Raw genomic sequence first — 25,829 nt, 5'->3', positions numbered from 1 at the left:
CAGGGGCCGAACCCGCCCCCGCGCGCTCGCTCTCCCGCTCGGCCGCCGCACGCGCGTGCGTGCCCGCAACGCGACGGACCCGCGGGACAGTTCCGGGTGGCCGGCCGGCGTCAGCCCAGCGCGGCCACCAGATCCCCGGCCGTCAGCGGCTCCAGACCGCAGCCGTCGGCCGGGCCGGGCAGCAGCCGGTACACCTCGCCGGTCGCGCCCTCCGGCGCCACCCCGCCGTGCACCAGCGCGAGCAACACGTGCTTCTTCGCGGCCGCTTCACCCGCACGCGTGTCGGCGTCCGCCGCGTCCGTCGCGGGCTCCCGCCGCTCCGGCGGCTCCAGGGCGCGCACCCGGGCGGCGAACGCGGTGTCCGGCTCTCCGTCGTGGCGCCGGTAGTGCCACAGCTCGTCGACGGAGCGCCGGTCGGGCGCGCGCCGGACGACCAGCACCTCGTCACCGCGCGCCGTCGCGTGCCACACCGCGAGGTCCCACAGCGTCGTACGACCGGACGCGAAGTACTGGAACAGGTCCCGGCCGATACGGCCCAGGTCCTCGCCGTGCCGGTACACGTTGTGGAAGCCGTCGTCCGACGGCAGATGGAGGTCCGTCCACAGGAATGTGCGGTGGCGCAGGTCGACCAGCATCGGCACATGGATGCGCGAGTCACCCACCAGGTCGTAGCGCTGGCGCACCGTGCGCGGGTGGTACCCGGCGCCGCGCGCCTCCTCGGCCGCCGACGGCAGCGCCATGAAGCCCGCGAAGGCGTCGAGCAGTTCCTCGAACGGGATGTTGTTGAAGCTGAAGACGACCGGCACCGCGTACCGCACCCCCAGCTCGCCGAGCGCCGCGAGGTCCAGGTCGACGTACTCGGTCGCGCCGTCCGGTGCGGGTGCCGACGTCAGGTCACCGGAGTGGACGGCCCACCGCTCGCCGTACACCAGGTTCGTGTAGTCGCACAGGCCCGCGAACTCCCAGTCCTCGTCGTACAGGGCCACCGACAGGTCCAGGTCCACGCGTGTCTTCACGGGCTGCATCCAGTGCAGGAAGAGCCGCAGCACCGCACCCTCGGGCAGCGGCTGGGTGCTGCCGCGCGGCACCGACACCAGCGCCTTCGCGGCGGTCCGCTCGGCGGCGGGCACCGCGAGCCCGGCGAGCGCCGAGTCGAGCACGGCCAGGTCGAACCGTGGCCGGTCGGACAGGCGGCGCAGCGCCTCGGCCTCCAGCAGCGCGCACACGCGCGTGGTGACCGCCTCGGCGAGCGGTGCCCGCGTGTCGTCGGTCGTGAACGCGTGCGTCACCTGCCCGCGCGGGAAGAACACCCGCCGCTCTCCGGGCAGATGACGGATCCGCATCCGGCCCAGCGCGGCGAGCAGCGGCCCGGGGCCCGCCTTGGGCAGGACGCGGCGCAGCACGTCGGCGAACTCGTCGGGCAGCGCGTCGAGTTGGCGCAGCCGCAGCAGGTGGTCGAGACGGCGCAGCAGCTCGCCGGGCCGCTGCGCGAGGAGGGCCAGGGCGGCCGGTGCGTCCCGCTCGTACAGCGCCTGCTCCACCCGCGCGCCCCAGGTGGCCGCCCGGATGCGGTCGCCGGCGACCCGTACGGCCGCCGGATGCTCGGCTGCCGTACGCAGCAGGGCCGAGCCCAGGGCGGTGCCGGCGGTGTCGGTGCCGCGCAGGACGGCGAAGGCGAGGGCGGCCCGCGGGTGGCGGGCGTGGTGCTCGAAGGGGTGCAGGATCTCGGCGGCCCGCTTCCACGGGCCCGGGTGCCGCAGCACGTCCTCCACGAGCGACGGCACCGCCAGAGCGTCGAGCACGCTGAGCAGCCGGCCGCGCAGCGCGCGGGGCAGCGAGCGCAGCCGCGGCGGCTCCAGCAGATCCCCCGCGCCGCCCGCCCACACACACAGCAGGCGCAGGACGTCCGTCGCGGTCGTCAGATACGTGGCGAGCAGCTCGGTGACGGCCACGCGCGTGTGCCGGTCGGCCAGCAGCGTGCCCAGGACGAACGCCTTGGTCTCGCGGACAGGGATCTCCTCGGGCAGCCAGTCCAGGTCCGCGGGCGCGTGGTCCAGCAGCACCCTCAGGTCGGCGCGGTCCTGCGGCGGCAGGGGAGTACGGCGGGCCAGCAGGGTCCGCAGCGCGTGCACCGTGTCCGCCGCGCGGTCCGTACCGAGCGCGAGCAGCTTCAGCGGACCGGCCGACACATCGTGCGGGCGGCGCGGCTCGCCCGGCACCAGGAAGGGATCGGCGGGGTCGATCCGGCGGCGGCAGAGCGGGCACCCCGTGTAGTCCGCGCCGTCCCAGCAGGCGCGGCACACGAGGTGCGCGCACGGCGCCACCGGGTGCACGCTGCCCACCGTGCCGCACAGCACGCAGGGCTGCGCGGGCCACTGCAGCAGCAGGGCGAAGACCCGGTCGACGTACAGCTGGAACGTGTCGTCGGGGACGGAGACCGGGAAGCTGCGGAACAGCGGCATGTGGGTGCGGTCAGCGCCCAGCTCGGCGTCGATGTGCCGGATCAGCTGCCGGCCCGCGTCCCCGAGCCCCGCGGGGCCCAGCCAGGCCAGTGCCGCACGCAGCTGTGCCGTCGGTGCGAAACCCCGGTCGAGCAGTTCGCCCTCCAGGGCGACGAGTCCCCCGGCCGTCGACGGATCGCCCGGGCGTGGTCCGGCCTGGTCGACGTAGACGGTACGGAGGCGGCGGAGCAGCACGGACGACAGTTCGGACAAGCGGAATCCCCCGGCGGAAGAAAGGCGGCAGAAGGCCGAAAGAGAGTGGTCGAGGCGGAGGCGGAGAGTGAGCGCGCTGCAGATTCCAGGAAAGGGAGAGAAGGAAGCACGCTTGCGGAGCCGCCCCCGCGATCAGGAACATTAGGGGGAGCAGGAGTTGGGGCGCCAGTTATTTTTCGCGCGGTGCGAGCAGCGCCCCCACCAGCGCCCGTACGGCGGTGACGAACAGCCGCTCCGTGTCCACGGGCCGGGCCAGCGCACGGGCCAGGGCCGGGTCGTCACCGGTGGCCTCCGCGCTCCACAGCTCCTCCTCGCCGGGCCGCTGCACCGGGGCACGCTCGCGGTTGCGCTCGACCAGCACATGGCCGACGACCTGGAACTGCACCGCCCGCACGAACTCGGCGGCCGGGGCGCCGCGCAGCCCCGCCGCGTGGGCCTCGCGCACCAGGGCCTGCTGGGCAGGCAGGAACATCCGCTCGGTCAGCCCGCGCTCGTGCACCAGAGCCACCAGGTGCGGATGGTCGCGCAGCTGCCGGCGCAGGGCGCGCGCCACGGAGACGACCCGCTGTTCGGGCGTACGCCCGGCAGGCCGGATCTCGCCGAGACCGGCCACGGTCCGCTCCACCAGCGCCTCCAGCAGGGCCTCGCGACCCCCGACGTGCCAGTAGATCGAGGTGACGGCGGTGCCCAGCTCGGCTGCCAGCTTGCGCATGGTGAGCGCGTCGGGGCCGTGCTGCCGCACCAGCTCGGCGGCGGCCTCCAGGACCTCCTCCCGGCTGAGCGCCGATCTCGCCATGATCCCCCCAACTCCGGTCCGTGCACGCGTATTTACCCCGCGTCCGGACTGCTGTAACTGTGTTACAGATGACGGCCCGTCAGACGAAGGGCGGTACGGCGTATGGCACGCGTACGGTACGGAGCACGGACCGAGCGGGAGATCGCCGCCACGCGCACCGCGAGCGCGCGGCTCCCCGACATCTGGTCCACCGGAGTGGTGGCCGTCTGGGAGACCGACCCGGACGCGGTCGCGGCGGTGCTGCCACCACCCCTGAAACCCACGGGCAGCCCACTCGTCCGGGTGAACATCAGCAAGGTCGACCTGCCCGGGTACCCGCTCGGCGCGGGCTCCTTCGCGGTCGCCGCCGCGCACGGCGAGGTCGAGGGCTGGTACCCGCTGGTGATGCCGATGACCCACGAACGCGCCCTCACCGGCGGCCGTGAGGTCTTCGGGGAGCCCAAGAAGCTCGGCGAGGTGACCGTCGAGCGCGACGGCCTCGCCGTACGGGCGGCGCTGGCCCGGCACGGCATCGCCTTCGTGGAGGTGCGCGGCGCGGTGCGCGGCGAACTGCCCCTCCCGGAGCCCTCGTGCAAGACCGACTTCTACTTCAAGTTCCTACCCGCCGTGGACGGTTCGGGCTTCGACGGGGACCCCGTGCTGGTGCACTGCGTCCGGCACGAGAAGGTGCGCCGACTGGAGCGCGTCACCGGGGACGTGGTGCTGCGCGAGTCCCTGTACGACCCCGTCGCCGACCTCCCGGTGCTGCGCCTGCGGGAGATCACCGTCGGCGAGAAGACCAGCGACCAGAGCGGCCGGGTGGTCGAACGGGTCGACGCGCAGGCCCTGTTGCCGTACGTCCACCAGCGCTACGACGACCCGCTCCAGGTCCATGACGCACCGCCGGAAGGGAGTCGGTGATGGACCTGCGAGCAGGACAGGTCGCCGTCGTCACCGGAGCGGCGAGCGGGATCGGGCACGCGATGGCACGGCGGTTCGCGGCCGAGGGGCTGAAGGTCGTCCTCGCCGACGTCGAGGAGACGGCGCTCGACAAGGCCGCCGCCGACCTGCGCGCGAAGGGCGCCGACGTGCACGCGCGCGTGGTCGACGTCGGCGTACGCGAACAGGTCCTGGAGCTGGCCGAGTCGGCGTACGAGGCCTACGGGGCCGTACACGTCCTGTGCAACAACGCGGGGGTCGGCTCGGGCGCCGAGGGGCGCATGTGGGAGCACGAGCCGAACGACTGGCAGTGGGCCTTCGCCGTCAATGTGTGGGGCGTCTTCCACGGCATCCAGGCGTTCCTGCCACGGATGATCAGGTCCGGTCAACCTGGTCATGTCGTCAACACGTCCTCCGGTGACGGCGGCATCGCGCCCCTGCCGACCGCCTCCGTGTACGCGGTCACCAAGGCGGCCGTCGTCACCATGACCGAGTCCCTGTACGCCCACTTGAAGGCGGAGCACGCGCGCGTGGGTGCCTCCGTGCTCTTCCCCGGCCCGCACATGCTGCGCACCGGCCTGTGGGAGTCGCACCGCAACCGTCCCGCCCGCTACGCCAAACAGCGCCCCAGGAAGACGCCGTACCGCAGCCTCGACCAGTGGGAGTCGGCGATGCGCGAGGCCGGCCGGGAGGTGCGCTTCACGCCCGTCGAGGAGGTCGCCGAGCTGGTCGTGGACGGCATCCGCGCCGACCGCTTCTGGCTGCTCCCGGCGAGCGAGCACAGCGACGCCCAGATCCGCGCGCGGGCGCACTCGATGCTGGACCGCGCGAACCCGTCGTACCTCGAAAGCTTCATACTCGATTGACCGGGAGGCTGTTGTGACCAGCCAGGACCCGTACCTGATCATCTCCTCCGACTGCCACGCCGGGCTGCCCACCGAGCGGTACCGGCCCTACCTGGAGTCCCGATTCCACCGGGACTTCGACGAGTTCCTCGCGGGCCGCGACCGGCGCCGCGAGGAGATGACCCGGCTCGGCATCCGCAACGAGGCGTTCGCGACCAAGTGGTTCCAGGACAACGAGGAGGGCCTGCGCGGGGGCTGGGACACCGCGCAGCGACTGAAGGAACTCGACGGGGACGGGGTGGCGGCGGAGGTGGTCTTCCCGGACGCCGACGCCGTGGACAGCCAGACCGCCGCGCCCTTCGGGGTGGGCCTCGGCCTGTCCGGCGACCACGACCCGGAGCTGGGCATGGCGGGCGCCCGGGCGCACAACCGCTGGCTCGCGGACTTCGTGTCCGAGAACCCCGAACGGCACTGCGGCGTGGCCCTGTTGCCGGTCACGGCCGAGGTGCCGAAGGTGGTCGCCGAGATCCGCCGCGCCAGGGAGTCCGGGCTCGGCGCCCTGATGATCCCCGCCCTGTGGGGCGACAAGGAGCCCTACCACGACCGCCGGTACGACCCCGTGTGGGCGGCGGCCGCCGACTGCGGGATGCCGGTGCTGACGCACTCCGGGGCGGCGCCGCGCCACGAGTACGGCGACCACCTGGGGATCTTCGTCAGCGAGGTGACCTGGTGGCCGGCCCGGCCGCTGTGGTTCCTGCTCTGGTCCGGTGTCTTCGAACGCCACCCCGGACTGCGGTTCGGGGTCGCGGAGTCGGGCTGCTGGTGGCTGCCGAACCTGCTGTGGTTCATGGACCGCCTCTACCTCGGCGCCCACGGCGGCAAGAAGCTCTCCCCGTTCCAGGAGCTGAAACGCCCGCCGCACGAGTACCTCGACCGGCAGATCTTCGTCTGCGCCACCAACACCAAGCGCCGCGAACTGGCCCAGCGCTACGAGATCGGCGTCGACAACATCCTCTGGGGCAGCGACTTCCCGCACCCCGAGGGCACCTGGCCCGACACGCGCGCGTGGCTGCGGCGCACCTTCCACGACATCCCGGTGAGCGAGACGCGCCGGATGCTGGGCCTCGCGGCGGCGGAGGTCTTCGGCTTCGACGTGCGCAGGCTGACCCCGCTCGCCGAGCGCATCGGCCCCACCCCCGCGGACCTCGGCCAGCCGGCCGGCCAGGAGGCCGTGGAGGCGTCCTGGGCGCGCTCGCGCGAAGTGGGCAGGCACTGGCTGACCGACCACGACTTCCCGACGCTGGGGGTGACGCAGTGAGCGACCGGTACACGGTGATCTCCGCCGACTGCCATGCGGGAGCCGATCTCCTGGACTACAAGCCGTACCTGGACAAGCGCTACCACGACGACTTCGACGTCTGGGCGGCCACCTACGTCAACCCCTACGAGGACCTGCTCGCCGACTCGGCCGACCGGAACTGGAACTCCGAGCGGCGCCTGGCGGAGCTGGAGGCCGACGGGATCGTCGCGGAGGTGATCTTCCCGAACACCATCCCGCCGTTCTTCCCGTCCGGCTCCCTGATGGCCCCGCCCCCGAGCGCCGAGGACTTCGAGCGGCGCTGGGCCGGTCTGCGCGCCCACAACCGCTGGCTCGCGGACTTCTGCGCGGCCGCGCCCGGCCGCAGGGCCGGTGTCTTCCAGATCCTCCTGGGCGACGTCGAGGAGGCCGTCAAGGAGATCAGGTGGGCCGCCTCGGCGGGCCTCAAGGGCGGCCTGATGCTGCCCGGCACCCCGCCGGGCTCCGGCCTGCCCGAGCTGTACTCGCGCGCGTACGACCCGATCTGGGCCGTCTGCTCGGAACTCGGCGTCCCCGTCAACCACCACGCGGGCTCCGCCTCCCCGCCCCTGGGCGACGAACCGGCCGCCCGCGCGGTCTTCATGGTCGAGACGACCTGGTTCTCCCACCGCGCGCTGTGGCACCTGGTCTTCGGCGGCGCCTTCCGCCGTCACCCCGGGCTGCGGCTGGTGCTGACCGAGCAGGGCTCCGGCTGGATCCCCGGGGTCCTCGACATGCTGGACTACTACCACGGCCGCCTGGTCGCGGCCGCCTCGAAGGCCGACACCGCCGAGGCCAAGTTCGGCGCCGGTCTGGCCGAGAGCATGGGCGAGGCACCGTCCCGGGTCTGGCACGACCACTGCTTCGTCGGCGCCAGCTTCATGCGCCCGCACGAGGTGCCGCTGCGCGACCGCATCGGCGTCGACAAGATCATGTGGGGCAGCGACTACCCGCACGACGAGGGCACCTACCCGTACACCCGAGAGGGTCTGCGGTTCGCCTGCCCGGGCGTCCCGCGCGCGGAGCTGGCGGCCATGCTCGGCGGCAACGCGGCCCGCGTCTACGGCTTCGACCTGGACCTCCTGGACCCCATCGCGGCGAAGGTCGGCCCGACGGTGGCCGAGCTGGCCGAACCGCTGCAGGAGCCGCCGGCGGACGCGACCAGCCCGGTGTTCGCGCGGGGAGCGAGGGTGCGGGTGTGGTGAGGCGCGGGGGCCGGGTGCGCGGCCGGTGACCCCGGGGCGAGCGTCGGTGTGCGTCCGGCGGCGCCTGGGGTGCGATCCTCCGTCATGTGATGGAACCGACCCACGACGAGCCCCATGGCGACGCCCTCGGCTCTCGGCTGAACTGGCTGCGCGCGGCTGTGCTGGGCGCGAACGACGGCATCGTCTCCACCGCGGGACTCGTCGTGGGCGTGGCCGGCGCGACCCAGGACCGGGCGGCCCTGCTCACAGCCGGCCTGGCCGGGCTGCTCGCCGGATCTATGTCCATGGCGGCGGGGGAGTACGTCTCCGTCTCCACCCAGCGCGACTCCGAGGTGGCCGCGCTGACCGTGGAGAAACAGGAGCTGAAGGAGCAGCCCGAGGCCGAACTGGAGGAGCTGACCGGTCTCCTCCGGCAGCGCGGGCTGTCCCAGGAGGTCGCCCGCGAAGCCGCCGAGCAGCTCACCGCGCGGGACGCGTTGAGAGCACACGCGCGCGTGGAGCTGGGCATCGACCCGGACCAGCTGACCAACCCCTGGCACGCGGCCTGGGCGAGCTTCCTGGCCTTCACCGTGGGCGCGCTGCTGCCGCTCCTGGCGATCGTCCTCCCCCCGGCCGGCTGGCGGCTCCCGGTCACCGTGGTCTGCGTGCTGGCCGCGCTCGTCCTCACCGGGTGGAGCAGCGCCCGGCTTGGAGCGGCCGACCCGAAGCGCGCGGTGCTGCGGAACATGGCGGGCGGGGCGCTCGCCATGGGGGTGACGTACGCGGCGGGGACGCTGCTGGGCGCGGCGGGGGTGTAGTCCCGCACCCTGGCCGCGCGGCCGCCCGAGGCCACGGCGTACGGTGAAGTGCGCTCGACCACCCCCTGGGCGCCCTGCACGAAACCCGCACGAGAAGGACCCTCGCCATGCGCGCCACCACCATCCACGCCCCGTACGACATGCGCGTGGAGAACGTCCCCGAGCCCGTGGTGCAGCTGCCCACCGACGCCGTGGTGCGGGTGCTGCGCGCCTGCATCTGCGGCAGCGACCTGTGGGCGTACCGGGGCGAGGCGGCCCGGCAGCCGGGACAGCGCATCGGGCACGAGTTCCTCGGCGTCGTCGAGGAGGCCGGCTCCGAGGTGAGCACCGTCCGGCGCGGTGACCTGGTGGTCGCGCCCTTCATGTGGTCCGACGGCGTCTGCGACTACTGCCGTGAGGGTCTGACGACCTCCTGCGAGCACGGCGGGTTCTGGGGCTCCGTCGGCTACGACGGCGGCCAGGGCGAGGCGGTCCGCGTGCCGTTCGCCGACGGCACCCTCGTCCAGCTGCCCAAGGAGGCGGCCTCCGACGACCATCTGCTGTCCGCGCTGCTGACCCTCTCCGACGTCCTCGGCACCGGTCACCACGCCGCCCTCGGCGCGGGCGCCCGCCCGGGCGCCACGGTCGCCGTGGTCGGCGACGGGGCGGTGGGTCTGTGCGCGGTGCTGGCCGCCAAGCGGCTGGGCGCCGAGCGGATCATCGCGCTGGGCCGGCACGAGGTCCGTACCGACATCGCGCGCCGCTTCGGCGCCACCGACGTCGTCGCCGAGCGCGGGGACGCGGCCGTCGAGGCCGTCCGGGAACTCACCCGCGGCCAGGGCGCGCACGCCGTCGTCGAGGCCGTCGGCACCGAGCAGTCCATGCGGACTGCCGTGAACATCACCCGCGACGGCGGTGCGATCGGCTTCGTGGGCGTCCCCCACGGCAGCGGCACCGGCCTGGACCTCGGCGTCATGTTCGACCGCAACATCGCCCTGCGCGGCGGTGTCGCGCCGGTCCGCGCCTACATCCCCGACCTGCTGCCCGACGTCCTCGACGGCACGATCGACCCCTCGCCGGTCTTCGACATGACCGTCGGCATCGAGGGCGTGCCGGACGGCTACAAGGCGATGGACGAGCGCACCGCCCTCAAGGTGCTCGTCATCAACGACCTGTGACCGGCTAGGACCAGCGGATCGGCAGCGGCAGCGCCGTGAGCAGGCCCGAGACCACGACCACCGCGCCCAGGGCGACCACCTCGGCCCGCGCGGGCACGTAGGCGGTCAGCGGGTCGGCCGCCCGGCTCAGCCGGATCCGCGCCCACACGGCGAGCACGGCGACGACGGCGACCAGGATCACCTTGGCCAGCAGGGTGCGTCCGTACGCCGTCGTCGTCAGCTGGTCCAGGATCGTGGCCGCCGGCATGCGCCGCAGCGAACTCCACACGCCCGTCGCCGTGAGGGCCGCGAGCAGAAGGGCGGCCACGCGCGCGTAGCGCCCCAGCAGCGCGGCCCCGGCCGCGTCGCCGCGCCAGAGCCTGAGCGTCCGCAGCGCGTGCGCCAGGCCGCCCGCCCACAGCGCCGCGCAGGTCAGATGCGCCAGCGTCAGACCCGAGCCGACCAGCGGGCCGTGCTCGGTCGTGGGGTGGGCGCGCAGCGCCTCCGCGACCACCACCGCGGCCAGCGGCCACACCTGGGCCGCCGGGCGTCGCGAGCGCGCGCACAGCGCCGCCAGCAGGAAGGCGTTGACCTCCAGCAGCGCCAGCCTGCCGTCGCGGGAGTCGTACAGCCCGCCGACGTCGATCTGGCCGAGACTGTGCGGGACCAGATTGCCGGTGGAGACGACCGAGGCGAGGGCCAGCGCGGCCAGGAACCCGGCGCCGGTCGCCAACGGGGCCCAGCTGCACGGGCGTTCGGCCGGGGCATCGGGCAGGCGCCGGGCGAGGCGGAGCACGAGCAGCTCGCCCGGCGGGACGCTCAGGGCGGCGAACAGCACCCCGCGCAGCAGCGCGATGCCGCCCACGCCGGGAGCGGCGGCCTCCCCGGTGCCGTGCAGCGCGGCGGACGGGCCCAACAGCGGGACCAGGGCGGCCAGGGCCACCAGGACCAGGGCGGCGACGGCCCGGCCGGTGCCGGAGCGTCGCGCCGGTTCGTTCGCGTCGGCCGCTTCGGCACCCGGTCGTATCAAGGTCACCCCGTGATCTTCGCCAGCCGTCACAGAACCGGGCAAGTCCCGGAAAACAACTGGGGCTACGGCATTCCACCCATACGTACGTTTCCGGCCGCCCGCGTACTCATCTCCAGGCGGCCGGGTCCGAACCCCACGGCACCGGAGGCCGCGCCCAGTCGGCGGGGCCGCCCGCGAAGGACACCGGCGGCAGGGCGTGCCGCAGTCGGCCGAGCGGGCTGTCCGTCTCGGCCAGCCAGGCGTCCGGGCCCTCGTACACGGGGCCGTCCGTGGCCGGGTCGGGCCGGATTCCGTCCGTCAGCCAGCGCGCGGTCCGGGCGAGCGCCAGCCGGACGAGCCGGCTGCCTCCGTCGTACGACTGCTCGGTCACCGCGCGCAGCACGGCCGCCGCCAGCAGATGGCCGGTGCCGTGGTCCAGGGCCTGCGCGGGCAGCGCACCGGGCCGCTCTGCCGAGCCCTCGGTCACCGCGATGCCGGTCGCGACCTGCACCAGGCTGTCGAAGCCGCGCCGCCCGCCCCAGGGCCCGTACGCGCCCCATGCCGACACCTGCGCCACGACCAGCCCGGGGCGCCGCTCGGCCAGCGCCCGCGGGGAGAGCCCGAACCGGTCCAGGGCGCCCGGCCGGTAGCCGGTGACCACGACGTCCGCCGAGGCCAGCAGCTCCTCGAAGGTGTCCCGGTCGGCGGCGAGGTCGAGCGTCGCCGACCGCTTCCCGAAGCCCGTGTCGGCGTGCTGGTCGGCGAGTTCGGGCAGCCGCGGGGCGTCCACGCGCAGCACGTCCGCGCCGAGCAGGGCCAGGGTGCGTGTGGCGACCGGCCCGGCCAGCACCCGGGTCAGGTCGAGAACGCGGAGCCCGGCGGCGGGCAGCAGGGGAGCGGTGGCCGCATCGAGTGCGGGGAGCACGCGCGCGTGCGCCGAGTCCAGCCGCTCCCGCTCGACCAGGGGTCGTGCGGCCACCTCGGCGGCCTGCTCGTGCGCCGCCCACTCCTTCGGGGTGCGCAGCGCCACGGCGAGACCGCCGGCGTCGTACACCGTCTCCTCCGCCTCCAGGACGGGAAGTCCGGCGAGCCGGCCGGCCACGTTCTCCACCGAGGCGTCCGTCGGCAGGCCCAGCGCGCGGAGCAACCGAGCCCGGTGGTGCGGGTAGTTGGCGTGGGTGCGCACCCAGCCGTCGGCCGTCCGCCAGAACCGTGACAGCGGCGCGAAGGCGACCGGAGCCCGCCCGTCGACCTGCAGCAGCCGCTCACTGTGGAACGCGGCGGCGACCGCACCGTCGTCCACCCGGACCTCCGGCACCTCGGCGAGCCCCGCCCGCCGCGCCCCAAGCTCGGCGGCGGCCAGCGCAGACGCCCCCACACAGGCACGCGCCAACTCCCGCACGGGCAGTTTCGCTTCGAGCACTCCCTGACGCACGACACCTGTCACGCGCGACCCGAGAGCGGGATCGCCGCCCACCGCGTCCCAGGCATCCTTGATTTCAGTCATGACTGCACTATGCATCATTGATTCAATCAATGATTGCCTGGCCTCACGCCAACAGGTCCCGCTGGAGAGACTCCAGCGGGACCCGTCCGTCAGTGGTGGCAGACGGCGCGTCAGTCGACCGCGCGCAGCGCGTTGACGACCCCGAAGCCGTAGAAGCCGTTGACGCGCTTGCCGCCGACGCAGGTCGCGTCCACGACGCCGTCGCCGTTCCCGTCGTACGGGTCGGCCGGGCAGCCGGGGTTGTCCGCCTGGGCCTTCAGGAGGGCCTGCAGCTGGGCGGGGGTGGCGTACGGGTGGGCCGACTTCAGCAGCGCGGCCACGGCGGCCACGTGCGGAGAGGCCATCGACGTGCCCTGGAGGAAGCCGTACTGGTCGTTCGGCAGCGTGGACAGGATGCGGCCGTTCTTCGACGGCGTGTCCGGGATCTGGTACTTGTCGCCGCCCGGCCCCGCCACGTCGACGACGCCCTGGCCGTAGCTGGAGTAGTACGACTTGGTGCCCTTGACGCCCACCGCGCTCACGGTGACGACACCTGGCAGCTGGGTCGGCACGTCGAAGCACTCGTGCGGGTCGATCGTCCGGGACGTGGCGGTGGAGTCGTCGGGGCTGGAGGTGTCCACGATCGAGTCCGCGTCGAGGTCGTGGTTGGAGTTGCCGGCCGACGCCACGTTGAGCGTGCCCTTGTGCTGCGCGTACAGCTGGGCCCTGTTGACCGCGTCAACGATGGCACGTTGATCGGGGTCGTCCATGCAGTTGTACAGCCACGGGTCAACGTAGTAGCTGTTGTTGGTGATCTCGATGCCGTGGTCCGCGGCGAACACGAAGGCGCAGACCACGCTTTCGGGATAGAACAGCGAGGTCGCGTCCGGCTGGGCCACGGTGATGCTCGCGACCTTCACCCCGGGCGCCACACCCGCCACGCCTATGCCGTTGCGGGCCGCGGCTATCTCGCCCGCCACATGCGTGCCGTGGTAGTGGTCGGCGTCCACCGGCCGCCAGGAGCCGTACGTCGTGTCCGCCTTGCCGCTCACGCAGTTCGCCGACTGGGACGCGGAGAAGTTCGGGGCGATGTCCGGGTGGGTGTCGTCGACGCCGGTGTCGATCACACCGACGGTCACGTTCCTGCTGCCCGGGTTGATCGTCGCGGCCTTGTCGGCGCCGATCGCCCGCAGATCCCACTGATCGGCCTCGAGGGGCTCCTGGCCGGCCGCCGCGCCCTCGGTGAGCTTCGCGGCCTCCGCCTTCGACAGGACCTGCACCGCGCCCTCGTCCGTCGTGCCCGCCGCGGTCAGCGGAGCGGTCCGCGTGGCACCCGCCGACTGCACTCCGCGCACGGCGCGCATCTGCGGGCCGAAGTCGGGGTTCGCGGAGTGGGCGACGATCACGCCGATCCGGTCGTAACTCTCCACGATGGTGCCACCGTTGCGGGTGATGGCCTGCCGCACCGACTCGATCGTGTGGCGGTCCGTGCCGGTGTTGACCACGTAGGCGAGGTTGGGTCCGTCCGCCGCCCGCGCCGCCGGGGCCGCGGGGGTCGCCGCCGAGGCCGCCGTCGGCAGGAAACCGAGCGAGGCGGTCAGCGACAGAACGACCGGCACGGCGAGCGCGAGCCGGCGTCTGGAGCGCAGATGAGCCATGGGATCTCCACATCATCCGGATACAAAACCGCCCGAGACACAGGTGGTGCTCGGGCAGGTACATGACGGGTGGTGCAGGGCGAAGCTATCTCCCGAGACTGATCTCCGAAAGGGTCAGGCGGACTTGAACCGCTCCGCGCGTGGCGCCGTGACCGTGGACGGAGGGCCCAGCAGGATCGTGCCCCCCGCCGGTATCACTCAGGGGAGTCAGCTAGTGACTCCCTGTAACGTGATCCACGTCCCTGTGAGGTCAGAAAGCGCATGTCCGTGACGCGAGGAGACTCCGTGGCTACCGAGACACCGCCCCCTGCGAAACCCCAAGCCCACCTTCCCTCCACCGAGGAGTTCGCCGAGGTGCAGCAGAGCGCGGAGTTCGGTGAACTGCGCCGCTCCCACCGCTCCTTCGCCTTCCCCCTGACCATCGCCTTCATCGCCTGGTACCTGCTGTACGTCCTGCTCTCCAACTACGCGGGCGACTTCATGGGCACCAAGGTGGCCGGCAACGTCAACGTGGCCCTCGTCCTGGGCCTCGCCCAGTTCCTCACCACGTTCCTCATCGCCTGGTGGTACGCGCGGCACGCCGCGGCCAGGCTCGACCCCAAGGCCGAGGCCATGAAGTCCCGGATGGAGGGCGGCGCATGAGCCCCGCACAGCACACCCTGCTGGCCGCCGGCGAGGCGAGCGAGCACCGTCCGCTGATCATCACCCTGTTCGCGGTGTTCGTCGCCGCGACCCTCGTCATCACCGTCTGGGCCGGCCGGCAGACCAAGGACGCCGCCGACTTCTACGCCGGCGGCCGCCAGTTCACCGGCTTCCAGAACGGCCTCGCCGTCTCCGGCGACTACATGTCCGCCGCGTCCTTCCTCGGCATCGCCGGCGCCATCGCCCTCTTCGGCTACGACGGCTTCCTCTACTCCATCGGCTTCCTCGTCGCCTGGCTCGTCGCCCTGCTCCTGGTCGCCGAACCGCTGCGCAACTCAGGCCGCTACACGATGGGCGACGTACTGGCCTACCGGATGCGCCAGCGGCCCGTCCGGACCGCCGCCGGCACCTCCACGATCGTCGTCTCGATCTTCTACCTGCTCGCCCAGATGGCCGGCGCCGGCGTCCTGGTCTCGCTGCTCCTGGGCATCACCAGCGACGGCGGCAAGATCGGCATCGTCGCCCTGGTCGGCGTCCTGATGATCGTGTACGTCACCATCGGCGGCATGAAGGGGACCACCTGGGTCCAGATGGTCAAGGCGGTGCTGCTGATCGCGGGCGCCCTGCTGCTGACCTTCCTGGTCCTGCTGAAGTTCCACTTCAACATCTCGGACCTGCTCGGCAAGGCCGCCGACAACAGCGGCAAGGGCTCCGCGTTCCTGGAGCCCGGCCTGAAGTACGGCGCCACCGGCACCACCAAGCTGGACTTCATCTCCCTCGGCATCGCCCTGGTCCTCGGCACCGCGGGCCTGCCGCACATCCTGATCCGTTTCTACACGGTCCCGACGGCCAAGGCCGCCCGCAAGTCCGTGATCTGGGCGATCGGCCTGATCGGCGCCTTCTACCTGATGACCCTCGCCCTCGGCTTCGGCGCGGCCGCGCTGATCAAACCGGACGAGATCATCGCCTCCAACAAGGCGGGCAACACCGCGGCACCCCTGCTCGCCCTCCACCTCGGCGGAGTGGACTCCAGCTGGGGCGCGATCCTGCTGGCCACCATCTCCGCGGTCGCCTTCGCGACGATCCTCGCGGTCGTCGCCGGCCTGACCCTGGCCTCGTCCTCCTCCTTCGCCCACGACATCTACGCCAACGTCATCAAGAAGGGGCAGGCCACCGAGAAGCAGGAGATCAACGCGGCCCGCTACGCGACCGTCGGCATCGGCGCCGTCTCGATCGTCCTGGGCGCCCTCTCCCGCGACCTCAACGTCGCCGGCCTGGTGGCCCTCGCCTTCGCGGTCGCCGCCTCCGCCAACCTGCCGACCATCCTCTACAGCCTGTTCTGGAAGCGGTTCACCACCGCGGGCGCCCTGTGGTCGATCTACGGCGGCCTGGTCACCGCGGTCGGCCTGGTGCTGTTCTCGCCGGTGGTGTCCGGCAAGCCGACCTCGATGTTCCCCGACGTGGACTTCCACTGGTTCCCGCTGGAGAACCCCGGCATCATCTCGATCCCCGTCGGCTTCCTGCTGGGCGCCGTGGGCACCCTGCTGTCGAAGGAGGTCCCGGACGCCGGCAAGTACGCGGAGCTGGAGGTGCGGTCCCTGACCGGGACCGGAGCGCACTGAACTTCGTACGGACGGCCGCGTCGTCCGGGACTGTACGGTCCTACGACGCGGCCGCGTCGTACCTCGTAAGATCAGGCTGCTGTCGATGTCAGTCGTGTCACGTAGGCTCGCAGGTGACGGAAAATAAGTGCTCCGGATCGAGGGAGGGGGCCCACGTGCTCATCGACACCTACGGCCGAGTGGCCACCGACCTGAGGGTCTCGCTGACCGACCGGTGCAATCTGCGCTGTACCTACTGCATGCCCGAGGAAGGCCTGCAGTGGCTCGCCAAGCCCGACCTGCTCACGGACGACGAGATCGTCCGCCTCATCGACATCGCGGTCCGCCTGCTCGGCATCGAGGAGGTCCGCTTCACCGGCGGCGAGCCCCTGCTGCGCCCCGGGCTGGTCGGCATCGTCGAGCGCGTCGCGGCCCTCGCACCCCGCCCCCAGATGTCCCTCACGACGAACGGCATCGGCCTCAAGCGCACCGCTGTCGCCCTGAAGGCGGCGGGCCTGGACCGGGTCAACGTCTCCCTGGACACCCTGCGCCCCGAGATCTTCAAGATCCTCACCCGCCGCGACCGCCACAAGGACGTCATAGAGGGCCTCGAAGCCGCCCGCGAGGCCGGCCTCACCCCGGTCAAGGTCAACACGGTCCTGATGCCGGGCCTGAACGAGGACGAGGCCCCGGACCTGCTGGCCTGGGCGCTGGAGCACGAGTACGAGCTGCGCTTCATCGAGCAGATGCCGCTCGACGCCCAGCACGGCTGGAAGCGCGAGAGCATGGTCACCGCCGGGGACATCCTGGCCTCCCTGCGCACCCGCTTCGACCTCACCCCCGAGGGCGCGGACGAGCGTGGCGCGGCACCGGCGGAGCGCTGGCTGGTGAGCGGCGGCCCGCAGCGGGTCGGCGTGATCGCCTCGGTCACCCGTCCGTTCTGCGCGGCCTGCGACCGGACCCGCCTCACCGCCGACGGCCAGATACGCACCTGCCTGTTCGCCACGGAGGAGACCGACCTCCGAGCGGCCCTGCGCTCCGACGCCCCGGACGAGGAGATCGCCCGCATCTGGCGCCTGGCGATGTGGGGAAAGAAGGCGGGAGCGGGCCTGGACGACCCGACGTTCGTGCAGCCGGACCGACCGATGTCCGCGATCGGCGGCTAGGACTCTTCGGGCGCTTCCCAGTCCTCGAACTTCACCACGTCCTTGAGGAACCCCCGAACCCCGAGGAACTGCGAAAGATGCTCGCGGTGCTCCTCGCAGGCGAGCCACGTCTTGCGCCGCTCCGGTGTGTGAATCTTCGGGTTGTTCCACGCCAGCACCCACACGGCATCGGCACGGCAGCCCTTGGCGGAGCAGATGGGGGTCTCGTCACTCACAGGTTCGTCACTGGTTCCGTCTCACAGAGCCCCCGCAAACAAGGCGACGCCGAGCAGCCACGGGGGGAGCTGCCCGGCGTCGGTCCGTCGCTCCGACGGGGGATGCGGAGCGCGTACGCAGTATGTCATGGGTCACCCGGCGCACGGCACTGGAACTGCACGATTGATCTGAGCTTTTCTTGAGCTTGGCACAGAGTTGCCGGCCGCGTCCGCCACGTCCGGCGTGCTCACGCGCTTTCGGGCCGTTCGGAATCCGCCCGTGCCGTCTCCTCCTCCGCGCGCGGCGGCGTGATCATCGGCCGCGTCGGTGCGGTGATGAAGGTCGACGGAAGATTGGGCGGCCGCTCCCGGCCCGCGTTCGCGATCACCACGGCGACATAGGGGAGGAGCGCACCGAGCACCAGCGCCACGACGGCGACGTACCGCTCGACGTTCCACAGCGTGGCCGCGAGGATCACGGAGGCGGTGCGGATCGTCATCGAGATGACGTACCGCCGCTGCCGGCCCCGCACATCCTCGGCCAGCCCGGTCCGGGCGCCGGTGATCCGGAACACCTGGACGCTGCCACCGTGCTGCTTGCGCATCACACTCCACCATCCGCCCGCAGACTCTTCCCGGCCCGCACCTGCGTCCACGACCGGCGGGGAACCGGACCAGGACACCTCCACGTTACGCCGCGGCCGCACGGCCGACGAGACCGGGTCGCTTCCCTGCCTGCGTGAACGTCCTCGGCAGTGCCGCCTACGGGTGTACCCGACATGCGCCGTACGGCCCACGGACCCAGACTGACCGTAGTGCTCACGTCGAGCCGTACGAGGAGGCAGCCATGGGCTGGTTGTGGGCGATCATCGTGGGATTCGTGCTGGGCCTCATCGCGAAGGCGATCATCCCGGGCAAGCAGCACAGCCCCCTCTGGCTGACCACCATCTGCGGCATCCTCGGCGCCATCGCCGGCAACGCGCTCGCCGCCGCGCTGGGCGTCGCGGAGACCCGCGGCATCGACTGGAGCCGGCACGCCTTCCAGCTCATCGCCGCGATCATCATCGTCTTCGCCGTGGACAGGCTCTACATGGCGACGCTGGGCAAGAGGAAGCAGCAGGCCTGACGGCGGACACAGCGAAGGGCGGCCCCGCTTCGGGGCCGCCCTTCGGTCTGTCCTAGGCGCCGGTGACCTCCACAGCGGCAAGATTCCTCTTGCCTCGCCGCAGCACCAGCCACCGCCCGTGCAGCAGGTCCTCCTTGGCGGCCACGGCGTCCTCCGCGGTGACCTTCACGTTGTTCACGTAGGCCCCGCCCTCCTTGACGGTCCGCCGCGCGGCGGACTTGCTGGCCACCAGGCCGACCCCCGCGAACAGGTCGACCACCTGGCCCAGCTCGGCGACCTGGACGTGCGGCACCTCGGACAGCGCCGCCGCCAGCGTCCGCTCGTCCAGCTCCGTCAGCTCGCCCTGGCCGAACAGGGCCTTGGACGCGGCGATCACGGCGGCCGTCTGGTCGGCGCCGTGCACCAGCGTCGTCAGCTCCTCGGCCAGCGCGCGCTGCGCGGCACGGGCCTGCGGACGCTCCTCGGTCTGCTGCTCCAGCTCCTCCAGCTCCTCGCGGGACTTGAAGGACAGGATCCGCATGTACTTCGAGATGTCACGGTCGTCCACGTTCAGCCAGAACTGGTAGAACGCGTACGGCGTCGTCATCTCCGGGTCGAGCCAGACGGCGCCGCCCTCGGTCTTGCCGAACTTGGTGCCGTCCGCCTTGGTCATCAGCGGGGTGGCCAGTGCGTGCGCCTCGGCGTCCGGCTCCAGCCGGTGGATCAGGTCGAGACCGGCCGTGAGGTTGCCCCACTGGTCGCTGCCGCCCTGCTGGAGCGTGCAGCCGTACCGCCGGTACAGCTGCAGGAAGTCCATGCCCTGCAGGATCTGGTAGCTGAACTCGGTGTAGCTGATGCCCTGGTCGGACTCCAGGCGGCGGGCCACGGAGTCCTTCGTCAGCATCTTGTTGACGCGGAAGTGCTTGCCGATGTCCCGCAGGAACTCGATCGCGGAGAGGTTCGCGGTCCAGTCGAGGTTGTTCACCATGACCGCCGCGTTCTCGCCCTCGAAGGACAGGAAAGGCTCGATCTGGGCGCGCAGCCTGCCTACCCAGCTCGCCACCGTCTCCGGGTCGTTCAGCGTGCGCTCCGCGGTGGGGCGCGGGTCACCGATCAGGCCCGTCGCGCCGCCGACCAGAGCGAGCGGCCGGTGCCCGGCCTGCTGGAGCCGGCGCACGGTGAGCACCTGCACCAGATGCCCCACGTGCAGTGACGGCGCTGTCGGGTCGAAACCGCAATAGAACGTGACGGGACCGTCCGCGAGCGCCTTGCGCAAAGCGTCCTCGTCGGTGGACAGGGCGAACAGCCCACGCCACTTCAGCTCGTCGACGATGTCCGTCACGGTTCTCGTGTCTCCTCGATGATCCAGGGGCAGTCGGGTGACAGCCGACTACGAGGTTATACGCCCTGACTGACAGAGCTCATATTGAAATCGGGGATCCGCAGGGCGGGCATCGCGGCCCGGGTGAAGTAGTCGCCCCACTCCCGCGGCAGCGTCTTCTCCGTGCGCCCCGCCTCCGCGGCCCGGCCGAGCAGGCCCACCGGCGACTCGTTGAACCGGAAGTTGTTCACCTGCCCGGTCACCTCGCCGTTCTCCACGAGGTAGACGCCGTCCCGGGTCAGACCCGTGAGCAGCAGCGTCGCCGGGTCGACCTCGCGGATGTACCACAGGCAGGTCAGCAGCAACCCGCGCTCGGTGGCCGCGACCATCTCCTCCAGGGAGCGGTCCTGTCCGCCGTCCAGGATCAGGTTCCCGATCGCCGGGGCGACCGGCAGCCCGGTCAGGCCCGCGCTGTGCCGGGTGGTGATCAGGTGCTTGAGCACGCCCTCGCCGATCCACTCGGTGGGGTGCACCGGCAGCCCGTTGTCGAACACGGACTGGTCGCCGCCGGAGGAGTGGGCGACCACGAAGGGCGCGCACTCCAGGCCCGGCTCGTTCGGGTCGCTGCGCAGGGTCAGCGGCAGTTCGCTCAGCTTCTCGTCGACACGGGTGCCGCCGCCCGGCTTGGAGAACACCGTCCGGCCCTCGGCCGCGTCCCGGCCCGAGGCCGACCACAGCTGGTAGATCAGCAGGTCCGCGACCGCGGTCGGCGGCAGCAGCGTCTCGTACCGGCCCGCGGGCAGCTCCACCCGCCGCTCGGCCCAGCCGAGGCGTACGGCCAGCTCGGCGTCCAGGGCGCCCGGGTCCACGTCCTTGAAGTCCCGCGTGGAGCGGCCCGCCCACGCCGAGCGGGTCCGGTCCGGGGACTTGGCGTTCAGCTCCAGCGTGCCGTTCGGCTGGTCGTGCCGCAGCCGCAGCCCCGTGGACGTGCCCACGTACGTCGACACCATCTCGTGGTTGGCGAAGCCGTACAGCTCGCGGCCGCCGGCCCGCGCCCGCGCGAAGGCCTCGCCGAGCGCGGGGGCGAACTCCGCGAAGACGGCCGAGGAGGTCTCGGCGGGTGCGTCCGTGAAGTCCGGGGACTCCTGGACTCCGGTGATCAGCGGCTGGGCGTCCTCGGCGGGCCCGGCCCCGCGCGCCGCCGCCTCGGCGGCCCGCACCAGCGGCTCCAGCTCCTCGGCGGTCACCGCCGACCGCGACACGACACCGGAGGCCGTGCCCTCCTTGCCGTCCACGGTCGCGATCACCGTGAGGGTACGGCCGCGGGTCACACCGTTGGTGGTGAGTGCGTTGCCGGCCCAGCGCAGGTTGGCGGTCGACTCCTCGTCGGCGATGACGACACAGCCGTCGGCCCGGGACAGCGCGAGGGCCTGCTCGACGACCTCGTGCGGCTTGTTGGTACGGGCGCTCATCGACCGGCCTCCTGCGTGGTGTTCAGAATGTTGACGCCCTTGAAGAGGGCGGAGGGGCACCCGTGGGACACGGCGGCGACCTGGCCCGGCTGGGCCTTGCCGCAGTTGAAGGCGCCGCCCAGGACGTAGGTCTGCGGGCCGCCCACGGCCGCCATGGACCCCCAGAAGTCGGTGGTCGTGGCCTGGTAGGCGACGTCCTTCAGCTGTCCGGTGATCCGCCCGTTCTCGATCCGGAAGAAGCGCTGCCCGGTGAACTGGAAGTTGTACCGCTGCATGTCGATCGACCAGGACCGGTCGCCGACGACGTAGATGCCCCGGTCGACGCCCCCGATCAGGTCCTCGGTGGACAGCCCGGCGGGATCCGGCTGCAGGGACACGTTGGCCATGCGCTGCACCGGCACATGCCCGGGGGAGTCGGCGAACGCACAGCCGTTGGACCGCTCGAAACCGGTCAGCTTCGCGATCCTGCGGTCCAGCTGGTAGCCGACGAGCGTGCCGTCCTTCACCAGGTCCCAGGACTGCCCTTCGACGCCCTCGTCGTCGTAGCCGACGGTCGCGAGGCCGTGCTCGGCGGTGCGGTCACCGGTGACGTTCATCAGCTCGGAGCCGTACCTCAGCTTGCCGAGCTGGTCGAAGGTGGCGAAGGAGGTGCCGGCGTAGGCGGCCTCGTAGCCGAGCGCGCGGTCCAGCTCGGTGGCGTGCCCGATGGACTCGTGGATGGTCAGCCACAAGTTGGACGGGTCGACCACGAGGTCGTACACGCCCGACTCCACGCTCGGCGCGCGCATCTTCTCGGCGAGCAGCTCGGGGATCTGCTCCAGCTCGGCGTCCCAGTCCCAGCCGGTCCCGGTCAGGTACTCCCAGCCGCGCCCGACGGGCGGCGCGATCGTCCGCATCGAGTCGAACTCGCCGCTCGACTCGTCGACCGACACGGCCGTCAGCTGCGGATGCAGCCGCACCCGCTGCTGGGTGGTCACGGTGCCCGCGGTGTCGGCATAGAACTTGTTCTCGTGCACGGTGAGCAGCGAGGCGTCCACGTGGTTCACGCCCCTGGCCGCCAGCAGCCGGCGGCTCCACTCCGCCAGCAGCGCGGCCTTCTCCTCGTCGGGCACCGAGAAGGGATCGATCTCGTACGAGGAGACCCACGTCTTCTCGGCGTGCACCGGCTCGTCCGCCAGCTCCACCCGCTCGTCCGACCCCGCGGCCCTGATCACCTGCGCGGAGAGCTTCGCCATCGCCACCGCCTGCGAGGCGACCTTGGCGGCCGCGTCCAGGGTCAGGTCCACCCCGGACGCGAAGCCCCACGTACCGCCGTGCACGACCCGGACCGCGTACCCGAGGTCGGTGGTGTCCGACGATCCCGCGGGCTTGGCGTCCCTGAGCCGCCAGGACGCGCTGCGCACCCGCTCGAACCGGAAGTCCGCATGCTCGGCCCCCAGCGCACGCGCGCGTGCGAGCGCGGCGTCGGCCAGGGCCCTTAGCGGAAGCGCCGTGAAGGCTTCGTCGATGGAATGAGGCACGGAGGTCTCCCTGCTGTCGTGGCCTGTCGGCTCCGATCATGTCGCGGGAGCGGCCCGGCGGACCACATGTTTCGGTCCAAGGCGGGGCCATTCTGTAGGGACCCGACAGCGTCGCACTCGCGCCACTGTCGGTGCCCGCTTGCCCACGGAAGCGGCGCTACCGATAGGTTTTCGATGAAGCCGCCTGCCATCCAGCTGTTCGGGCGGGCTGTCCGACCGCATCAGACCGCAAACGAAAGGGTGATCCGTTGAGCCGCTCGGTTCTCGTCACCGGAGGCAACCGGGGCATCGGCCTCGCCATCGCCCGCGCTTTCGCCGACGCCGGCGACAAGGTCGCGATCACGTACCGCTCGGGTGAGCCGCCGGCCGGCTTCCTCGCCGTCAGGTGCGACATCACCGACGCCGAGCAGGTGGAGCAGGCCTACAAGGAGATCGAGGAACAGCACGGTCCGGTCGAGGTCCTCGTCGCCAACGCCGGCGTCACCAAGGACCAGCTCCTGATGCGCATGACCGAGGAGGACTTCACCTCGGTCATCGACACCAACCTCACGGGCACCTTCCGCGTCGTCAAGCGCGCCAACCGCGGCATGCTGCGCGCCAAGAAGGGCCGCGTCATACTGATCTCCTCCGTGGTCGGCCTGCTCGGCCAGGCGGGTCAGGCGAACTACGCCGCCTCCAAGGCCGCCATGGTCGGCTTCGCGCGTTCCCTCGCCCGTGAGCTGGGCTCGCGCAACATCACCTTCAACGTCGTCGCGCCCGGCTTCGTCGACACCGACATGACCAAGGCGCTCACCGAGCAGCAGCGCGAGAGCGTCCTGTCGCAGGTGCCGCTCGGCCGTTACGCGCAGCCGCAGGAGATCGCCGCGACGGTGCGGTTCCTCGCCTCGGACGACGCTTCGTACATCACTGGAGCCGTCATCCCCGTTGACGGCGGACTGGGAATGGGTCACTGATCACCATGAGCGGAATCCTCGAGGGCAAGCGCATCCTGATCACGGGTGTGCTGATGGAGTCCTCCATCGCCTTCCACGTCGCCAAGCTCGCCCAGGAGCAGGGCGCCGAGATCATCCTGACCGCCTTCCCGCGGCCCACGCTGACCGAGCGCATCGCCAAGAAGCTGCCGAAGCCGACCAAGGTCATCGAGCTGGACGTCACCAACGACGAGCACCTCGCCCGCCTGGCCGACGTGGTCGGCGAGGAGCTGGGCGGCCTCGACGGCGTCGTCCACTCCATCGGCTTCGCCCCGCAGGACGCGCTCGGCGGCAACTTCCTCAACACGCCGTTCGAGTCGGTCTCCACCGCCATGCACGTCTCGGCGTTCTCCCTGAAGTCGCTGACGATGGCCTGCCTGCCGCTGATGCAGAACGGCGGCTCGGTCGTCGGCCTCACCTTCGACGCGTCCTTCGCCTGGCCGCAGTACGACTGGATGGGCCCGGCCAAGGCCGCCCTGGAGGCCACCAGCCGCTACCTCGCCCGCGACCTGGGCAAGCAGAACATCCGCTGCAACCTCATCTCCGCCGGCCCGCTCGGCTCGATGGCCGCCAAGTCCATCCCGGGCTTCGGCGAGCTGGCCTCCGTGTGGGACACCCGCTCCCCGCTGGAGTGGGACCTCAAGGACCCGGAGCCGGCCGGCAAGGGTGTCGTCGCGCTGCTGAGCGACTGGTTCCCGAAGACCACCGGCGAGATCATCCACGTGGACGGCGGTCTGCACGCCATCGGCGCGTGACCCTCGTCTGACGTCGACGCCCCGTTCCCCGCGCTCCGCGGGGGCGGGGCGTCACTCGTTCGGCGTACCCGGCCGGGCGGGGACCGGGGTCAACGGCGCACTCTGGATTACGGGTTCACCCCGCGCATCCTCCGCAGCCCGGCCGAGGAGGTCCCCTTGTGCGCCTGTCCCGCAGCCTGGCCCCGCTGACCGTGGCCGTAGCTCTCGTACTCTCCCTGCCGTACGACGCGCTGCCCCACGCGCGCGCGGGCCACGGCAAGCCGTCCGCGCCGAGCCTGTTCGGCGCCGCGTGCCGTACGACCGTCACCGGCTCGCACGTGGTGGCGTACTGCCACAACCCCTACGTCGACACCGACCGGGTGCGGCTGCACATCGAATGCGCCCGCTGGTGGGACATCGACACCGACAGCGCCCCGGTGGACACCGCGGCCGCCATGACCGTACGGCTGACCGGCCGGTGCTGGAAGGAAGTCCGCTCGGTGTGGATCAGCCACCAGAAGGCGCGCTGAACCGGCCCGGACGGCACAGGAACGGATAGCTCGCCGCCTCCTCGGCGGCGGTCTCGGCGTCGCCGGTCCGGATCGCGTCCACCAGCCGGGTGTGATCCATGTACGTCTCGGGCGTCAGCTCGGCGCCGACGTCCGCGCGCAGCCAGTCCCGCAGCACCTCTCCCAGGTCGGCGTACATCGCCGTCATGACGTCGTTGTGGGAGGCGGCCACCACGGCCAGGTGGAAGGTGGCGTCGGCGCTCACGAACGCCTCGGCCTCGCCGGTCTCCCAGGCCTCCTCCCGCCGGGCCAGGAGCGCGTCCAGCTGCTTGAGGTCCTTCTCGGTGCGCCGCTCGGCGGCCAGCTTGGCCGCCGCCGACTCCAGCGTGGAGCGCAGCTCGGCGATGTGCCGGGGGTCGGCGTCCGCGAACCGGCGGTGCATCACGCCGGCCAGCTCGCTCGTCGCCGCGACGTACGTGCCCGAGCCCTGGCGGATGTCCAGCAGGCCGTTGTGCGCGAGCGCGCGGACGGCCTCGCGGACCGTGTTGCGGGCGACGCCGAGCTGCTCGACCAGCTCCGGCTCGGTCGGGATGCGCGAGCCGACCGGCCACTCGCCGGAGGCGATCTGATTGCGCAGCTCGGCGATGACCTGCTCGGACAGCGCCGAACGACGCGGGTGGCTCAGGGGCATGGC

24 protein-coding genes are annotated in these 25,829 nt (G+C 72.0%); 13 read left to right on the top strand and 11 right to left on the bottom strand.

Going from position 1 to position 25,829, the window contains the following annotated elements:
- Positions 1-110: 110 nt before the first annotated feature.
- Both ACWC5O_RS18395 and ACWC5O_RS18390 read right to left on the bottom strand, forming a co-directional pair.
- A complete protein-coding gene (locus ACWC5O_RS18395) occupies positions 111-2,714 on the bottom strand; it encodes an MXAN_6230/SCO0854 family RING domain-containing protein (protein ID WP_450588343.1) in 2,604 nt (867 codons plus the stop codon).
- Between the two features lie 169 nt (positions 2,715-2,883).
- Entirely contained in the window at positions 2,884-3,510 is a 627-nt protein-coding gene (locus ACWC5O_RS18390) for a TetR/AcrR family transcriptional regulator (protein ID WP_450588341.1), read from the bottom strand.
- Between the two features lie 102 nt (positions 3,511-3,612).
- Between ACWC5O_RS18390 and ACWC5O_RS18385 the strand changes: the two genes are divergently transcribed.
- The 6 genes from ACWC5O_RS18385 to ACWC5O_RS18360 all read left to right on the top strand — a co-directional run bounded on the left by ACWC5O_RS18385 (position 3,613) and on the right by ACWC5O_RS18360 (position 9,768).
- On the top strand, positions 3,613-4,410 hold the full coding sequence (locus ACWC5O_RS18385) for an acetoacetate decarboxylase family protein (protein WP_450588339.1): 798 nt from the start codon (positions 3,613-3,615) through the stop codon (positions 4,408-4,410).
- Positions 4,410-5,294 (top strand): SDR family NAD(P)-dependent oxidoreductase, encoded by an 885-nt coding sequence (locus tag ACWC5O_RS18380; RefSeq protein ID WP_450588337.1) that lies wholly within the window; start codon positions 4,410-4,412, stop codon positions 5,292-5,294. Before ACWC5O_RS18385 ends, ACWC5O_RS18380 begins: the two co-directional genes overlap by 1 nt.
- 13 nt (positions 5,295-5,307) lie before the next feature.
- A complete protein-coding gene (locus ACWC5O_RS18375) occupies positions 5,308-6,591 on the top strand; it encodes an amidohydrolase family protein (RefSeq protein WP_450588335.1) in 1,284 nt (427 codons plus the stop codon).
- Positions 6,588-7,814, top strand: a complete 1,227-nt coding sequence (locus tag ACWC5O_RS18370; RefSeq protein ID WP_450588333.1) for an amidohydrolase family protein — start codon at positions 6,588-6,590, stop codon at positions 7,812-7,814. Before ACWC5O_RS18375 ends, ACWC5O_RS18370 begins: the two co-directional genes overlap by 4 nt.
- A gap of 86 nt (positions 7,815-7,900) precedes the next feature.
- Positions 7,901-8,611: a VIT1/CCC1 transporter family protein gene (locus tag ACWC5O_RS18365; RefSeq protein ID WP_450588331.1), complete on the top strand. Its 711-nt coding sequence runs from the start codon at positions 7,901-7,903 to the stop codon at positions 8,609-8,611.
- A gap of 107 nt (positions 8,612-8,718) precedes the next feature.
- The gene (locus ACWC5O_RS18360) at positions 8,719-9,768 is read left to right on the top strand and encodes a zinc-dependent alcohol dehydrogenase family protein (protein WP_450588329.1); all 1,050 of its coding nucleotides are present in this window, start codon (positions 8,719-8,721) and stop codon (positions 9,766-9,768) included.
- Positions 9,769-9,772: 4 nt separating this feature from the next.
- Here ACWC5O_RS18360 and ACWC5O_RS18355 read toward each other — a convergent pair whose 3' ends face one another.
- The 3 genes from ACWC5O_RS18355 to ACWC5O_RS18345 form a co-directional block, all read right to left on the bottom strand.
- Positions 9,773-10,783 carry a CopD family protein gene (locus ACWC5O_RS18355; protein WP_450588327.1) on the bottom strand — a complete coding sequence of 337 codons (1,011 nt, stop codon included), beginning with the start codon at positions 10,781-10,783 and terminating at the stop codon, positions 9,773-9,775.
- Positions 10,784-10,883: 100 nt separating this feature from the next.
- Positions 10,884-12,263: a CoA transferase gene (locus tag ACWC5O_RS18350; protein WP_450588326.1), complete on the bottom strand. Its 1,380-nt coding sequence runs from the start codon at positions 12,261-12,263 to the stop codon at positions 10,884-10,886.
- A gap of 110 nt (positions 12,264-12,373) precedes the next feature.
- Positions 12,374-13,900, bottom strand: coding sequence for a S8 family peptidase (locus tag ACWC5O_RS18345; RefSeq protein ID WP_450588324.1), 1,527 nt, complete (start codon positions 13,898-13,900; stop codon positions 12,374-12,376).
- A gap of 285 nt (positions 13,901-14,185) precedes the next feature.
- Between ACWC5O_RS18345 and ACWC5O_RS18340 the strand changes: the two genes are divergently transcribed.
- The 3 genes from ACWC5O_RS18340 to moaA all read left to right on the top strand — a co-directional run bounded on the left by ACWC5O_RS18340 (position 14,186) and on the right by moaA (position 17,309).
- Positions 14,186-14,542 (top strand): DUF485 domain-containing protein, encoded by a 357-nt coding sequence (locus ACWC5O_RS18340; protein ID WP_450588322.1) that lies wholly within the window; start codon positions 14,186-14,188, stop codon positions 14,540-14,542.
- A complete protein-coding gene (locus tag ACWC5O_RS18335; RefSeq protein WP_450588320.1) occupies positions 14,539-16,164 on the top strand; it encodes a solute symporter family protein in 1,626 nt (541 codons plus the stop codon). The genes ACWC5O_RS18340 and ACWC5O_RS18335 overlap by 4 nt, the downstream gene beginning before the upstream one ends.
- Positions 16,165-16,319: 155 nt before the next feature.
- On the top strand, positions 16,320-17,309 hold the full coding sequence (moaA, locus tag ACWC5O_RS18330) for a GTP 3',8-cyclase MoaA (protein ID WP_450588318.1): 990 nt from the start codon (positions 16,320-16,322) through the stop codon (positions 17,307-17,309).
- Here moaA and ACWC5O_RS18325 read toward each other — a convergent pair.
- A complete protein-coding gene (locus ACWC5O_RS18325) occupies positions 17,306-17,524 on the bottom strand; it encodes a hypothetical protein (RefSeq protein ID WP_386573910.1) in 219 nt (72 codons plus the stop codon). The two genes, moaA and ACWC5O_RS18325, sit on opposite strands and share 4 nt — an antisense overlap.
- 227 nt (positions 17,525-17,751) lie before the next feature.
- Positions 17,752-18,108: a DUF3099 domain-containing protein gene (locus ACWC5O_RS18320; RefSeq protein WP_450588317.1), complete on the bottom strand. Its 357-nt coding sequence runs from the start codon at positions 18,106-18,108 to the stop codon at positions 17,752-17,754.
- A 242-nt stretch (positions 18,109-18,350) separates the two neighbouring features.
- Between ACWC5O_RS18320 and ACWC5O_RS18315 the strand changes: the two genes are divergently transcribed.
- On the top strand, positions 18,351-18,629 hold the full coding sequence (locus ACWC5O_RS18315) for a GlsB/YeaQ/YmgE family stress response membrane protein (protein ID WP_450588315.1): 279 nt from the start codon (positions 18,351-18,353) through the stop codon (positions 18,627-18,629).
- Between the two features lie 52 nt (positions 18,630-18,681).
- On the opposite strand, the gene tyrS is transcribed toward ACWC5O_RS18315, so the two are convergent.
- From tyrS to ACWC5O_RS18300, 3 genes are read right to left on the bottom strand one after another with little or no spacing between them, the layout of a single operon-like run.
- Positions 18,682-19,950: a tyrosine--tRNA ligase gene (tyrS, locus tag ACWC5O_RS18310; protein ID WP_450588314.1), complete on the bottom strand. Its 1,269-nt coding sequence runs from the start codon at positions 19,948-19,950 to the stop codon at positions 18,682-18,684.
- Positions 19,951-20,006: 56 nt separating this feature from the next.
- Positions 20,007-21,401: a metallopeptidase TldD-related protein gene (locus tag ACWC5O_RS18305; RefSeq protein WP_450588312.1), complete on the bottom strand. Its 1,395-nt coding sequence runs from the start codon at positions 21,399-21,401 to the stop codon at positions 20,007-20,009.
- Complete coding sequence (locus tag ACWC5O_RS18300) at positions 21,398-22,921, bottom strand: TldD/PmbA family protein (protein ID WP_450588310.1); 1,524 nt, start codon at positions 22,919-22,921, stop codon at positions 21,398-21,400. Before ACWC5O_RS18300 ends, ACWC5O_RS18305 begins: the two co-directional genes overlap by 4 nt.
- Positions 22,922-23,169: 248 nt before the next feature.
- Here ACWC5O_RS18300 and fabG point away from each other — a divergent pair, with 248 nt between their 5' ends.
- The 3 genes from fabG to ACWC5O_RS18285 all read left to right on the top strand — a co-directional run bounded on the left by fabG (position 23,170) and on the right by ACWC5O_RS18285 (position 25,156).
- Positions 23,170-23,874 carry a 3-oxoacyl-[acyl-carrier-protein] reductase gene (gene fabG, locus ACWC5O_RS18295; RefSeq protein ID WP_450588308.1) on the top strand — a complete coding sequence of 235 codons (705 nt, stop codon included), beginning with the start codon at positions 23,170-23,172 and terminating at the stop codon, positions 23,872-23,874.
- Positions 23,875-23,879: 5 nt separating this feature from the next.
- Complete coding sequence (fabI, locus tag ACWC5O_RS18290; protein ID WP_450588306.1) at positions 23,880-24,647, top strand: enoyl-ACP reductase FabI; 768 nt, start codon at positions 23,880-23,882, stop codon at positions 24,645-24,647.
- Positions 24,648-24,805: 158 nt separating this feature from the next.
- The gene (locus ACWC5O_RS18285) at positions 24,806-25,156 is read left to right on the top strand and encodes a hypothetical protein (protein WP_450588305.1); all 351 of its coding nucleotides are present in this window, start codon (positions 24,806-24,808) and stop codon (positions 25,154-25,156) included.
- On the opposite strand, the gene ACWC5O_RS18280 is transcribed toward ACWC5O_RS18285, so the two are convergent.
- Positions 25,134-25,826, bottom strand: a complete 693-nt coding sequence (locus ACWC5O_RS18280; RefSeq protein WP_450588304.1) for a FadR/GntR family transcriptional regulator — start codon at positions 25,824-25,826, stop codon at positions 25,134-25,136. The two genes, ACWC5O_RS18285 and ACWC5O_RS18280, sit on opposite strands and share 23 nt — an antisense overlap.
- Positions 25,827-25,829 lie beyond the last annotated feature (3 nt).

The sequence above is a fragment of the Streptomyces sp. NPDC001450 genome (genome assembly GCF_053597295.1).
The sequence above is the reverse complement of the archived record's forward strand: the minus strand, read 5'-3'. Positions and strand labels throughout refer to the sequence as shown.